Source organism: Vibrio metoecus (assembly GCF_009665255.1).
GTDB lineage: Bacteria > Pseudomonadota > Gammaproteobacteria > Enterobacterales > Vibrionaceae > Vibrio > Vibrio metoecus_B.
The window spans coordinates 207,883-221,732 of record NZ_CP035686.1; the positions used below are offsets into that span (position 1 = coordinate 207,883).

6 protein-coding genes, 4 tRNA genes and 4 rRNA genes are annotated in these 13,850 nt (G+C 47.5%); 11 read left to right on the top strand and 3 right to left on the bottom strand.

Translation table 11 applies throughout. The features are described 5' to 3' along the window. Window positions 1-70: 70 nt before the first annotated feature. Window positions 71-1,582 carry a leucyl aminopeptidase gene (gene pepA / locus EPB59_RS01040; protein WP_154171358.1) on the bottom strand — a complete coding sequence of 504 codons (1,512 nt, stop codon included), beginning with the start codon at window positions 1,580-1,582 and terminating at the stop codon, window positions 71-73. Window positions 1,583-1,775: 193 nt separating this feature from the next. Here pepA and lptF point away from each other — a divergent pair, with 193 nt between their 5' ends. Continuing rightward, the gene (lptF, locus tag EPB59_RS01045) at window positions 1,776-2,876 is read left to right on the top strand and encodes an LPS export ABC transporter permease LptF (RefSeq protein ID WP_000587728.1); all 1,101 of its coding nucleotides are present in this window, start codon (window positions 1,776-1,778) and stop codon (window positions 2,874-2,876) included. 3 nt (window positions 2,877-2,879) lie between these two features. Beyond that, window positions 2,880-3,950, top strand: coding sequence for an LPS export ABC transporter permease LptG (gene lptG, locus EPB59_RS01050; RefSeq protein ID WP_055051209.1), 1,071 nt, complete (start codon window positions 2,880-2,882; stop codon window positions 3,948-3,950). Window positions 3,951-4,024: 74 nt separating this feature from the next. On the opposite strand, the gene EPB59_RS01055 is transcribed toward lptG, so the two are convergent. Continuing rightward, complete coding sequence (locus EPB59_RS01055) at window positions 4,025-4,498, bottom strand: RDD family protein (RefSeq protein ID WP_055051208.1); 474 nt, start codon at window positions 4,496-4,498, stop codon at window positions 4,025-4,027. Between the two features lie 191 nt (window positions 4,499-4,689). On the opposite strand from EPB59_RS01055, the gene EPB59_RS01060 reads away from it, so the two are divergent. Both EPB59_RS01060 and EPB59_RS01065 read left to right on the top strand, forming a co-directional pair. Beyond that, a tRNA-Leu gene (locus EPB59_RS01060) sits at window positions 4,690-4,774 on the top strand. A 165-nt stretch (window positions 4,775-4,939) separates the two neighbouring features. Continuing rightward, window positions 4,940-6,193: an HD-GYP domain-containing protein gene (locus EPB59_RS01065; protein ID WP_055051358.1), complete on the top strand. Its 1,254-nt coding sequence runs from the start codon at window positions 4,940-4,942 to the stop codon at window positions 6,191-6,193. A 34-nt stretch (window positions 6,194-6,227) separates the two neighbouring features. Here the strand turns inward: EPB59_RS01065 and EPB59_RS01070 are convergent, their stop codons facing one another. Continuing rightward, entirely contained in the window at window positions 6,228-7,865 is a 1,638-nt protein-coding gene (locus EPB59_RS01070) for a methyl-accepting chemotaxis protein (RefSeq protein WP_241666220.1), read from the bottom strand. Between the two features lie 499 nt (window positions 7,866-8,364). Between EPB59_RS01070 and EPB59_RS01075 the strand changes: the two genes are divergently transcribed. The 7 genes from EPB59_RS01075 (at window position 8,365) to rrf (EPB59_RS01105) (ending at window position 13,810) form a co-directional block, all read left to right on the top strand. Continuing rightward, window positions 8,365-9,907, top strand: a 16S ribosomal RNA gene (locus tag EPB59_RS01075). A gap of 62 nt (window positions 9,908-9,969) precedes the next feature. Continuing rightward, window positions 9,970-10,046, top strand: a tRNA-Ile gene (locus tag EPB59_RS01080). A gap of 8 nt (window positions 10,047-10,054) precedes the next feature. Continuing rightward, window positions 10,055-10,130: transfer RNA gene (locus EPB59_RS01085), tRNA-Ala, on the top strand. Between the two features lie 301 nt (window positions 10,131-10,431). Continuing rightward, window positions 10,432-13,318: ribosomal RNA gene (locus EPB59_RS01090) — 23S ribosomal RNA — on the top strand. Window positions 13,319-13,412: 94 nt separating this feature from the next. Further along, a 5S ribosomal RNA gene (gene rrf / locus EPB59_RS01095) occupies window positions 13,413-13,528 on the top strand. Window positions 13,529-13,576: 48 nt separating this feature from the next. After that, a tRNA-Thr gene (locus EPB59_RS01100) sits at window positions 13,577-13,652 on the top strand. Between the two features lie 42 nt (window positions 13,653-13,694). Beyond that, a 5S ribosomal RNA gene (gene rrf, locus EPB59_RS01105) occupies window positions 13,695-13,810 on the top strand. The 16S, 23S and 5S rRNA genes sit together here with 3 tRNA genes alongside, the layout of an rRNA operon. Window positions 13,811-13,850: the final 40 nt, after the last annotated feature.

Below are 13,850 nucleotides of genomic sequence, written 5' to 3' on the forward strand. Positions count from 1 at the left end.
AAACAATCACCACGCCTGTGGTGGTAGTTTAGGTCTAGTAATGAAAAAGGGCCCGAAGGCCCTTTTGCGATTACTCTTCAGCGTCTAGGCCACCGCTGCGATTGAGCAGGAATTGGACTAGGAGCGAGACAGGACGACCGGTTGAGCCTTTTGCTGCACCCGATTTCCACGCAGTACCCGCGATGTCTAAGTGTGCCCAGTTGTATTTCTTAGCAAATTTAGACAGGAAACAAGCTGCAGTAATGGCGCCACCTGGGCGGCCACCAATGTTTGCCATATCGGCAAATGGGCTCTTGAGCTGTTCATGGTATTCGTCTGCCAGAGGTAGACGCCATGCGCGATCGCTCGACTGCTCAGAGGCATTCACCAACTCATGCGCTAGTGGGTTATGGTTAGACATCACCGCACTAATATGGTGGCCTAAAGCAATCACACAAGCACCAGTTAGCGTTGCTACATCGACCACACATTCAGGCTCAAAGCGCTCAACGTAAGTCAGTACATCACACAGCACCAAACGGCCTTCTGCATCGGTGTTTAACACTTCCACGGTTTGACCTGACATCGTCGTCAGAATGTCACCCGGACGGTAAGCATTGCTGCCTGGCATGTTTTCACAGCCAGCCAAAATACCAATCACGTTAAGGGGGAGGCCGAGTTTGGCAATGGCTTTCATGGTGCCAAACACAGATGCTGCGCCACACATGTCGTACTTCATCTCATCCATACCTTCACCCGGTTTGAGTGAGATACCGCCTGAGTCAAAAGTCAGACCTTTACCCACCAGTACGATTGGCTTGGCTTCAGGATCTGGATTGCCTTTATATTCGATGACTGACATCATCGATTCATTGCGTGAGCCACGGCCTACCGCGAGGTAAGAAGCCATGCCGAGCTTGTCCATCTCTTCCTCACCAATGATTTTGGTGGTGATGCTCTCATAATCGTCAGCCAGACGACGAGCTTGTGAAGCGAGGTAAGCTGGGTTAGCGATGTTTGGTGGCATATTGCCAAGATCTTTACAGGCTTTCACGCCAGAAGAGATGGCTAAGCCATGAGAAATTGCACGTTCACCAAGATTCAACTCACGGCGAGTAGGGACGTTGAACACCAGTTTACGCAGTGGACGGCGAGTTTCTGGTTTAACGCTTTTGAATTGGTCAAAGGTGTACAGGCCATCTTTGGTGGCTTCAACCGCTTGACGTACTTTCCAATAGGTATCGCGACCTTTGACGTGCAACTCGGTCAAGAAGCAGACCGCTTCCATAGACCCGGTTTCATTTAATGTGTTGATGGTTTTCTGAATGATCTCTTTGTACTGACGTTCACCCAGTTCGCGTTCTTTACCGCAACCGACGAGCAGCACTCGCTCAGACAACACACCTGGTACTTGATGCAGCAGTAGCATCTGCCCCGGTTTACCCTCTAGATCACCGCGACGTAGCAGTGAACTAATATAGCCGTCGCTGATTTTATCAAGCTGTTCTGCGACTGGAGAAAGGCGACGTGGTTCAAACACCCCAACAACGATACATGCGCTGCGCTGTTTCTCAGGGCTGCCACTCTTAACACTGAACTCCATGCGTACTCCTACATCCTGAAGACAAATAGAACTAAATGGTAGATAATGCGCTCTTACTTGCTGGATCCCATGAAGGATCGACCTTTTGCGTGCGCAACCTAACCGTTAGCGAAATTATTCAAAAAATAAAAGGTTCATCGGGAAATTATAGTGATTCAATCAAAAAAACAAGTTTTGCATAGGTAATTTCAGCGTGATTATTGTTAGATATTTGATCCGAGAAACAATAAAAAGCCAGTTTGCGATCTTTTTCGTGCTGTTTTTAGTGTTTCTCAGCCAGAAGTTTATTCGTGTTTTGGCGGATGCCTCTGACGGTGAAATTCCTACCAGCATGATCTTATCCATCGTTGGATTGAATATGCCGGCGATGGGGCTATTAATGCTGCCACTTAGCCTGTACATCGGAATTCTGCTCACTTTTGGCCGTTTGTATGCGGAGAGTGAGATAACGGTGATGAACGCGACCGGTATTGGCAATAAATTCTTAATCCGAGCTGCGCTTTATCTTGCTTTGATCACGGCATCCGTCGCGGCCTTTAATGCGCTGTGGCTTGCGCCTTGGAGCCAAGACAAAGAAGCACAACTGATGGAGCAGTTTGCGGCAGAAAACAGTGTTGATCTGTTGCAAAAAGGCCACTTTCAACGCTCGCCTGATGGGTCGTCGGTGGTTTTTATCGACAACATTGAAAACCGTAAACTGCACAATGTGTTTGTGGCACAGTTAGCACCGCGAGATTCTGTACTGCCGAGCGTGATGTTTTCCAACTCCGGAGCTGTGAAAGAGCTCAGTGATGGTCGCCAGATCATTACCCTTTACGATGGCACTCGCTACGAAGGCGTACCGACTCGGGTCGATTACATGATCACTAACTTCGATTCTTATGATGGTTTGATTGGTCAACGTGAAGTGAAATCCACTGGGCGTGATTGGGAAGCGCTACCCACATTAAGTTTGCTGAAGAATGCAGATCGCCAAGCTCAAGCTGAATTGCAATGGCGACTCTCCTTAGTGGTTTGTATCCCCTTGCTTACGATGTTGGTTGTGCCTCTATCAGCTGTAAACCCTCGTCAGGGACGCTTTGCCAAAATGGGGCCGGCCATTTTGATCTATTTGACTTATTTCCTTACGCTCAGTGCAACCAAATCCGCGATTGAAGATGGCTCGCTACCCGTGATCATTGGTTTATGGCCAGTGAATGCGGCACTGTTGTTTGCGGCGTTGATCGTCAATACCATGGATAGCATCCCTGTGCGCCGTTTTAAAGATCGATGGAAACAGAGAAAGGTAGCTTAAGCCGTGTTTAAAATTCTTGATTGGTATATTGGCCGCACCATCGTTGCCACCACAGCACTTGTATTGGTTACCTTTGTCGGTTTATCCGGCATCATCAAATATGTTGAACAGCTGCGCAAAGTCGGTGAGGGAAGTTACGACTTACTCCAAGCCTTGTTATTTGTGGTGCTGAGTATTCCACGTGATGTGGAAATGTTTTTCCCGATGGCTGCGCTACTAGGGGCTTTGATCGGTTTGGGTGCTTTGGCTTCTAGCTCTGAATTGGTGGTGATGCAGGCGGCTGGTTTTTCTAAGCTTGATATCGGTCTTTCTGTCCTCAAAACCGCTATTCCGCTGATGATTATTATCACTTTGCTCGGAGAGTGGGGCGCACCACAAGCTCAAAAATTGGCGCGTGATATGCGAGCGTTTGCGACCTCTGGTGGGGCAATTATGTCTGTGCGTACTGGTGTGTGGGCACGGGATGCGAATGATTTTATCTTTATTGCTAAAGTTGATAATGAACAGCTTACAGGTATGAATCTGTGGCGATTCGATGAGAATAAAAAACTCAGTACAGTGATCTTTGCAGAGCAGGTCGATTACATCGGTAACAATGAGTGGTTAATGAAAGATGTTCATTTAACCCGCATGGTGAACGATATCGAAATCAGCAAAGAAGCGTTGCCGGAGTATCGTTGGCATACCTCATTAGCGCCCGACAAGTTGGCAGTGGTCACGGTTAAACCTGAAGAGTTATCACTCAGCGGGCTGAGTGACTATGTGCATTACTTGAAAGCCTCAGAACAAGATGCCTCGCGCTATGAGTTAGCCCTGTGGCGTAAAGTGACTCAGCCCATTTCCATCGCCGTTATGATGCTTATGGCGTTGTCGTTTATCTTTGGCCCATTGCGCAGTGTAACCATGGGAGCGCGGATTTTATCGGGTGTGATAGCCGGTTTCACTTTCTATATTTCCAGTGAGTTTTTTGGGCCATTAAGCTTGGTTTATGGATTACCGCCATTATTTGGTGCGATTGCGCCAAGTTTAGTGTTCTTAACGATTGCCCTAGGTTTGTTAGGGAGAAAGCTGTAACGCTGCTCTGGTAGATGAAGCATATAAAGAAAGGAAGGCATTGCCTTCCTTTCTTTATATGGATCTGGGATATGTTAATTAGCTTTGGGCATCACCACGACTTTGGTTTTCGCCCAGATATCATGAAAGCCCCGTTTCTTAGGGTCAAAGAAGACGGTTAAATTCGCGAGCCCAAACCCGGAAGTCGCCAATCGAATCAGGGCTTGTGTCGTCGAAATATGGCGTCCATCTTCAGTACAAATACGCAATTTCCACGCGCGCATTCCTAAGGTTTGACCGCCTCGTGTCCAGAAGTAAACGAAAAAATAAACCCATACCAAAGCGAGATATGCCGTGTAGACTGGGCTCCAAATAGGATGAGAGCTGAGAAGATCACTGGCATCTTGATAAGGCGCATAGGTAAGCAGTCCTGCTGCAACTAATGCCTCTAGTATGGCGACCACAATACCGCCCGCCATCATCAATATTGCTATCACGATCAGGGCATCATAGGTCCAAGCACCTAAGCGCCGAAAAAAGCCAGCTGGTGGAAGTGTTGCATAGTTCATAGTTGTCATTTTTGGTCATTTTCAAAGGTGGCAAGCATAGCCAGTGGTAAATCCGAAAGAAAGAGAGCTAACGCACAGCTTCGCGCTTTGTGGTGAAATAATCGGCAAACGATTTTATTTTCAATCTTTTGCTATTGCGTGCTTCGACTTCTTACGTATAATGCGTTCCATCAAAGGGCAACAGCCTAGATGCCGATGTGGTGAAATTGGTAGACACGACGGATTCAAAATCCGTTTCCTTCGGGAGTGACGGTTCAAGTCCGTCCATCGGTACCATAATTTAAAGAAGCCGACTCAATGAGTCGGCTTTTTGCTATCTGTTGTTTTGGATATCTAGCGTTGTTTTCGTGATCCTTCAGTTTCTAGTGAGACAAGGCTGATGAAGTTATTATTAACTTCTTCTATGATACTGAGGTTATTCACTGAGATGTAATGAAGATTGTGGCAAGTATTAAAATCACGGTAGATAGATTGCAACCTGGGCTCTACATTCGGTTGCCAGTCAAATGGAATGAACATCCTTTCCTATTCAATAGCTTCAAGATCAAATCACAAGAGCAGATCCAACTGATCAAGCATCTTGGCATTCAGCACGTTTTTCTCAATCCAGGGTTAAGCGATAGCCAACCTTTACCGCCAAATATTGAAGAATCCACACCGGAAGAGGTTTTACCTCCAGTTGATAGTGAAGCTGAAAAACTATGGCAGGAAAAGCAAGTTCGGATAGAAAAACTCAACGAATATCGACGCCGAGTACAAACTTGTGAGAAAGAGTTTGAGCGTTCTCTAGCTCGTATGCGTGCCGTGGTAAATAAAATCCGTAATCGTCCTTTAGATGCCGTCGGAGAGGCTATCATACTGGTCGATGACATAGTCGATAAGCTGCTGAGTGATGATAATGTCACATTGCATTTAATGAACAGCAAAAGTGAATTTGAAGATATCTATTTTCACTCTTTAAATGTGTCAGTCATTGCCATGATGATTGGTAAGGCCAGAGGTTTACCTGCAGAAAGAATCAAAGATCTGGCTTTTGCGGCGCTGTTTCATGATATAGGCAAAGTGAGGGTGCCTACAGCGATCGTGCGTAAAAAGACCCCATTAACCGAGCCGGAAGAAAACTATTTACGGCTTCATACCAAATACGGCATAGAGCTGGCTGATAATATAGCGACGTTCCCCGAAAGTGCCAAACGTGTCATCGAACAACATCACGAACTGCGGGATGGTTCGGGCTACCCACTTGGCCTGAAAGGGGATGATATTGATGAGCTAGCGCAGATTGTGGGGGTAGCGAATGCGTTTGATAATCTCTGCCACCCTAATATTCCTTCTGAACAAAAGATCCCGTACGTTGCGTTGTCTCATTTATTTAAGAACTGCAAGCATCTCTATAACGCGGAGAATTTAGGCATCTTAATTAAGTTCATGGGGGTATTCCCGCCAGGAACTGTCGTACAACTCTCTAATGATATGGTTGGATTAGTCATTTCGGTAAATGCAAGCAGTCTCTTGTATCCGAACGTTCTTATCTATGATCCTTCTGTTCCACGTTCTCAAGCGCCTATTATTGATCTTGCCGATCGCGACTTGAAAATCGTTAATGCCATTTTACCGAACAAATTACCTGATAAGGTTCGTGACTATCTTAATCCTCGTTCACGGATTTCTTACTTCTTTGATAGTGAGGAATAATAAGAAGGCATCATGAGATGCCTTCTTTATTGAGTTATGCCTGCAATTGGAATTGATTGAGAGTGCGCTGAAGATTTTGAGTGATCTCCGATAACTCTTGGCTGAGATGTTCTGTCATATGAATTTCTTCGGTATTGTGCGACATCGCATGCATGAGATCGGATTGTGTCTCCTGAAGCAGCTCTAGCTTTTTACCTTGCTCACTGATCACTTCAATGATGTTTTGAGAGTACTGAACGTTGCTATCAATACCTTGCAAGATTAAGTGGAAAATATCGCTTACCTGTTGAGCTTTTTCATGGCTTATGTCGGTTGTGTGGATAATACTCTCCATTGCTTTACCATTGCTCATTACCAATGTGTTAAGGTTATTTACGATTTGATTGATATTGCTTGTTGCCTCACCGACGCGTTGAGCCAGTTTCCTTACTTCATCTGCAACGACGGCAAAGCCTCTACCTGATTCACCAGCTCGCGCTGCTTCAATTGCAGCATTAAGTGCTAAGAGATTCGTTTGTTCAGTAATTTCGTTAATGGACGTGGTAAAGGCTTGAATCTGCCTGCTCGCATCACCTAATGCTTTTACTTCTGCTTCTGCCCCTTTGACTAACTCAGCAGCATGGCCCATTTCATGAATATTATCTTGGATCGTTTTGATCGCAGAAGATGCCTTGTTCTTTACCTCTTTAGTACTGCTGTTAACGGTTTGTGCAAGGTTAAAGACTTGTTGGGAAGCATGGCTGAGGTTGACGGTAGCTTGCTGAACTTCTTGTGAGCTTTGTTGCTGCTCTACGGCGACTTCACCGATGTGATGAGAAATATGAGCCATTTTGGTTGAACTTTCAGATATGGCCCCAGAGGCCATAGAGATCCCTTGCATTGAATCCGCTAGGCTTTTGGCCATATATTGCATACTCCCCAACACACTTTGAGGGTCACGCGAGAGGTTTTTAATCGGCGTGCTGAAATTTCCCTGAGCAATCTGTTGAGTTACCCATAGTGCGTAGCTAGGTTCTCCCCCTAACAAACTGATCAACTGCCGATAAATGAAATACCCAGCTAAGACAAAAATAAAAAGAGTTAAAATGCCACTCAAAATAAAAGCCATGAACAGCTTATCTTGCCATTCTGATTTCAGTGTCGAAACGGACAAAAGTTTAGGCTCTAGTGTTTCGGCAAGAGACTGCATTGCGTCACCCAGCTCATCAGCTCGGGCATCAAATCCAGAGCCAGCTTGCTGCATTACCTGATTTCCAGCTTCCCGGCCGTTATCAATATAAGCTTTGGCCATCAAAAGACCGACATCATATAGCTGTACAACGCCAGACTTTGTGTCATTAACTTGGTTACTTAAGTCTGGAACTAACTGTGCTAAAGAGTTTAAAGCATCAAGCGCCGCTTTTTTGTGTTCTTCCGCTAAAGCCTGATCTTCTTCCAACTCACCGACGGCAGAAGCATCGGTTAAGTACTGTTGAATTTGAACGACATGGTAACGAACATCTTTAAATATTGTGCGTGCTTGATAGAGAGCGTTTTGTGTTGATTCCAGTTCAGACAGCATACGACTATTGTAGGACAAGACCGCATTGCTCAATAAAAGCAAGACAATCACAATAAGCCCTGTAGAAAACATGAGTTTTCTGATAGTAATTCGGGATTTTTTCTCAGCCATAACGTTATTCACCTAAAGAGGAATGAGCACTTTTCATATCTTAAAGCGCCTTTTTAGTAACTCTAGTTGATCAAAAATACATCGGCTCGATTATTTGTTGCTCGAATGGCATTTTTTATGAGGAAATTTTAAAAAATCACTTGCGTCGAAAACGAGTATCCCTATAATGCGCCCTCACTGACACGGCAGACGCCACAAGGCTTCAGGGCTAGTCAGTAAGGCTAAAACGCTTCGACGAAGAAAGTTGAAAAAAGAGTTTGACTCTGACAATTATCTCGCTAGAATGCACAGCCTCTTCGGTAAGAAAGCCGAAGCAAAACGCTCTTTAACAATATAAACCAATCAATCTGTGTGGGCACTCGTTGATGATAATCAAAAAAGATTTATCAATGAACTGAGTGACCATTTGAATGAGCAATCATTCAGCACAGTCAATTCAACATTACTATGTAATGTTATCGGTATTCATTGAGCCGAAGCGAAAGCTTCAAAAAACTTTTAATTGAAGAGTTTGATCATGGCTCAGATTGAACGCTGGCGGCAGGCCTAACACATGCAAGTCGAGCGGCAGCACAGAGGAACTTGTTCCTTGGGTGGCGAGCGGCGGACGGGTGAGTAATGCCTGGGAAATTGCCCGGTAGAGGGGGATAACCATTGGAAACGATGGCTAATACCGCATAACCTCGTAAGAGCAAAGCAGGGGACCTTCGGGCCTTGCGCTACCGGATATGCCCAGGTGGGATTAGCTAGTTGGTGAGGTAAGGGCTCACCAAGGCGACGATCCCTAGCTGGTCTGAGAGGATGATCAGCCACACTGGAACTGAGACACGGTCCAGACTCCTACGGGAGGCAGCAGTGGGGAATATTGCACAATGGGCGCAAGCCTGATGCAGCCATGCCGCGTGTATGAAGAAGGCCTTCGGGTTGTAAAGTACTTTCAGTAGGGAGGAAGGTGGTTAAGTTAATACCTTAATCATTTGACGTTACCTACAGAAGAAGCACCGGCTAACTCCGTGCCAGCAGCCGCGGTAATACGGAGGGTGCAAGCGTTAATCGGAATTACTGGGCGTAAAGCGCATGCAGGTGGTTTGTTAAGTCAGATGTGAAAGCCCTGGGCTCAACCTAGGAATCGCATTTGAAACTGACAAGCTAGAGTACTGTAGAGGGGGGTAGAATTTCAGGTGTAGCGGTGAAATGCGTAGAGATCTGAAGGAATACCGGTGGCGAAGGCGGCCCCCTGGACAGATACTGACACTCAGATGCGAAAGCGTGGGGAGCAAACAGGATTAGATACCCTGGTAGTCCACGCCGTAAACGATGTCTACTTGGAGGTTGTGACCTAGAGTCGTGGCTTTCGGAGCTAACGCGTTAAGTAGACCGCCTGGGGAGTACGGTCGCAAGATTAAAACTCAAATGAATTGACGGGGGCCCGCACAAGCGGTGGAGCATGTGGTTTAATTCGATGCAACGCGAAGAACCTTACCTACTCTTGACATCCAGAGAATCTAGCGGAGACGCTGGAGTGCCTTCGGGAACTCTGAGACAGGTGCTGCATGGCTGTCGTCAGCTCGTGTTGTGAAATGTTGGGTTAAGTCCCGCAACGAGCGCAACCCTTATCCTTGTTTGCCAGCACGTAATGGTGGGAACTCCAGGGAGACTGCCGGTGATAAACCGGAGGAAGGTGGGGACGACGTCAAGTCATCATGGCCCTTACGAGTAGGGCTACACACGTGCTACAATGGCGTATACAGAGGGCAGCGATACCGCGAGGTGGAGCGAATCTCACAAAGTACGTCGTAGTCCGGATTGGAGTCTGCAACTCGACTCCATGAAGTCGGAATCGCTAGTAATCGCAAATCAGAATGTTGCGGTGAATACGTTCCCGGGCCTTGTACACACCGCCCGTCACACCATGGGAGTGGGCTGCAAAAGAAGCAGGTAGTTTAACCTTCGGGAGGACGCTTGCCACTTTGTGGTTCATGACTGGGGTGAAGTCGTAACAAGGTAGCGCTAGGGGAACCTGGCGCTGGATCACCTCCTTACACGATGGTTATCGTGATGAGTGTCCACACAGATTGATTCGGTTTAGATTTGAGCATTAAGTGGGTCTGTAGCTCAGGTGGTTAGAGCGTACGCCTGATAAGCGTAAGGTCGGTGGTTCGAGTCCACTCAGACCCACCACTAACGATGGGGTTATAGCTCAGCTGGGAGAGCGCCTGCCTTGCACGCAGGAGGTCTGCGGTTCGATCCCGCATAACTCCACCATCTTTAAGCGTTTTCGCTGAGAATGTTTAAAAATGGTTCATCTTTTCTTTAAATAGAAAGGGAATCTTGCTCTTTAACAATTTGGAAAGCTGACAAAACAACAATTTATTGTTGTTTGTAAAGTTCTCAATGTTTATCGAAAGATAAACACCAACAACACATTCAAGTGTGCTTGGTATCGAATAAGACTTCGGTCTTGTTCAAATTTGAGTCCGGCAAAATCTGTCTCGCACTCATGTAAATTAAACGCGAGACAACTTAGGTTGTTTAAACAACAACCCGAAACTCCTTCGGGTTGTATGGTTAAGTGACTAAGCGTACACGGTGGATGCCTGGGCAGTCAGAGGCGATGAAGGACGTACTAACTTGCGATAAGCGCAGATAAGGCAGTAAGAGCCGTTTGAGTCTGCGATTTCCGAATGGGGAAACCCAACTGCATAAGCAGTTACTGTTAACTGAATACATAGGTTAACAGAGCAAACCGGGGGAACTGAAACATCTAAGTACCCCGAGGAGAAGAAATCAACCGAGATTCCGGTAGTAGCGGCGAGCGAACCTGGATTAGCCCTTAAGCACTCGGTGAAGTAGGTGAACAAGCTGGAAAGCTTGGCGATACAGGGTGATAGCCCCGTAACCGACGCTTCATCGAGCGTGAAATCGAGTAGGGCGGGACACGTGATATCCTGTCTGAATATGGGGGGACCATCCTCCAAGGCTAAATACTCCTGACTGACCGATAGTGAACCAGTACCGTGAGGGAAAGGCGAAAAGAACCCCTGTGAGGGGAGTGAAATAGAACCTGAAACCGTGTACGTACAAGCAGTAGGAGCACCTTCGTGGTGTGACTGCGTACCTTTTGTATAATGGGTCAGCGACTTATATTCAGTGGCAAGGTTAACCGTATAGGGGAGCCGTAGCGAAAGCGAGTCTTAACTGGGCGCTCAGTCTCTGGATATAGACCCGAAACCGGGTGATCTAGCCATGGGCAGGTTGAAGGTTGAGTAACATCAACTGGAGGACCGAACCGACTAATGTTGAAAAATTAGCGGATGACTTGTGGCTAGGGGTGAAAGGCCAATCAAACTCGGAGATAGCTGGTTCTCCCCGAAAGCTATTTAGGTAGCGCCTCGGACGAATACTACTGGGGGTAGAGCACTGTTAAGGCTAGGGGGTCATCCCGACTTACCAACCCTTTGCAAACTCCGAATACCAGTAAGTACTATCCGGGAGACACACGGCGGGTGCTAACGTCCGTCGTGGAGAGGGAAACAACCCAGACCGCCAGCTAAGGTCCCAAAGTATTGCTAAGTGGGAAACGATGTGGGAAGGCTCAGACAGCTAGGATGTTGGCTTAGAAGCAGCCATCATTTAAAGAAAGCGTAATAGCTCACTAGTCGAGTCGGCCTGCGCGGAAGATGTAACGGGGCTAAGCAATACACCGAAGCTGCGGCAATGTCCTTTGGACATTGGGTAGGGGAGCGTTCTGTAAGCCGTTGAAGGTGAATCGTAAGGTTTGCTGGAGGTATCAGAAGTGCGAATGCTGACATGAGTAACGACAAGGGGGGTGAAAAACCTCCCCGCCGGAAGACCAAGGGTTCCTGTCCAACGTTAATCGGGGCAGGGTGAGTCGACCCCTAAGGCGAGGCTGAAAAGCGTAGTCGATGGGAAACGGGTTAATATTCCCGTACTCAATCAAATTGCGATGGGGGGACGGAGAAGGCTAGGTGGGCCAGGCGACGGTTGTCCTGGTTCAAGTGCGTAGGCTTAAGAGTTAGGTAAATCCGGCTCTTTCTAAGGCTGAGACACGACGTCGAGCTACTACGGTAGTGAAGTCATTGATGCCATGCTTCCAGGAAAAGCCTCTAAGCTTCAGATTTGATGGAATCGTACCCCAAACCGACACAGGTGGTCGGGTAGAGAATACCAAGGCGCTTGAGAGAACTCGGGTGAAGGAACTAGGCAAAATGGTACCGTAACTTCGGGAGAAGGTACGCTCTTGATGGTGAAGTCCCTCGCGGATGGAGCTGACGAGAGTCGCAGATACCAGGTGGCTGCAACTGTTTATTAAAAACACAGCACTGTGCAAAATCGCAAGATGACGTATACGGTGTGACGCCTGCCCGGTGCCGGAAGGTTAATTGATGGGGTTAGCGTAAGCGAAGCTCTTGATCGAAGCCCCGGTAAACGGCGGCCGTAACTATAACGGTCCTAAGGTAGCGAAATTCCTTGTCGGGTAAGTTCCGACCTGCACGAATGGCGTAATGATGGCCACGCTGTCTCCACCCGAGACTCAGTGAAATTGAAATCGCTGTGAAGATGCAGTGTACCCGCGGCTAGACGGAAAGACCCCGTGAACCTTTACTACAGCTTGGCACTGAACATTGAACCTACATGTGTAGGATAGGTGGGAGGCTATGAAGACGTGACGCTAGTTGCGTTGGAGCCGTCCTTGAAATACCACCCTTGTATGTTTGATGTTCTAACTTAGACCCGTTATCCGGGTTGAGGACAGTGCCTGGTGGGTAGTTTGACTGGGGCGGTCTCCTCCCAAAGAGTAACGGAGGAGCACGAAGGTGGGCTAATCACGGTTGGACATCGTGAGGTTAGTGCAATGGCATAAGCCCGCTTAACTGCGAGAATGACGGTTCGAGCAGGTGCGAAAGCAGGTCATAGTGATCCGGTGGTTCTGTATGGAAGGGCCATCGCTCAACGGATAAAAGGTACTCCGGGGATAACAGGCTGATACCGCCCAAGAGTTCATATCGACGGCGGTGTTTGGCACCTCGATGTCGGCTCATCACATCCTGGGGCTGAAGTCGGTCCCAAGGGTATGGCTGTTCGCCATTTAAAGTGGTACGCGAGCTGGGTTTAGAACGTCGTGAGACAGTTCGGTCCCTATCTGCCGTGGGCGTTGGAAGATTGAAGGGGGCTGCTCCTAGTACGAGAGGACCGGAGTGGACGAACCTCTGGTGTTCGGGTTGTGTCGCCAGACGCATTGCCCGGTAGCTAAGTTCGGAATCGATAACCGCTGAAAGCATCTAAGCGGGAAGCGAGCCCTGAGATGAGTCTTCCCTGACAGTTTAACTGTCCTAAAGGGTTGTTCGAGACTAGAACGTTGATAGGCAGGGTGTGTAAGCGTTGTGAGGCGTTGAGCTAACCTGTACTAATTGCCCGTGAGGCTTAACCATACAACACCCAAGGGGTTTTGTAGTGGACTCAATAAGCTAAGCGCATAAGAATGTGTGTGAGAACGAAAACAGCTTTCCAGATTTTAAAATTTTGCTTGGCGACCATAGCGTTTTGGACCCACCTGATTCCATCCCGAACTCAGAAGTGAAACGAAACAGCGTCGATGGTAGTGTGGGGTTTCCCCATGTGAGAGTAGAACATCGCCAGGCTTTAATTTACAAAACACGTTACTTATAACGTGTTTTAAATTTTTGTGTGCTGATATGGCTCAGTCGGTAGAGCGCATCCTTGGTAAGGATGAGGTCCCCAGTTCGATTCTGGGTATCAGCACCATCTATTTCGATGCTTAGCTCAAAGCTGACATCACAAAATTTGTTTGGCGACCATAGCACTTTGGACCCACCTGATTCCATCCCGAACTCAGAAGTGAAACGAAGTAGCGCCGATGGTAGTGTGGGGTCTCCCCATGTGAGAGTAGGACATCGCCAGGCTTGATTTACGAAGCCGCTGTAGAAATACGGCGGCTTTTTG

What these genes read in the sequence shown, in the direction of transcription:
- EPB59_RS01070 (WP_241666220.1), bottom strand. Translation starts at nt 7,865, where the DNA reads ATGGCTGAGAAAAAATCCCGAATTACTATCAGAAAACTCATGTTTTCT.
- EPB59_RS01055 (WP_055051208.1), bottom strand. Translation starts at nt 4,498, where the DNA reads ATGAACTATGCAACACTTCCACCAGCTGGCTTTTTTCGGCGCTTAGGT.
- pepA (WP_154171358.1), bottom strand. Translation starts at nt 1,582, where the DNA reads ATGGAGTTCAGTGTTAAGAGTGGCAGCCCTGAGAAACAGCGCAGCGCA.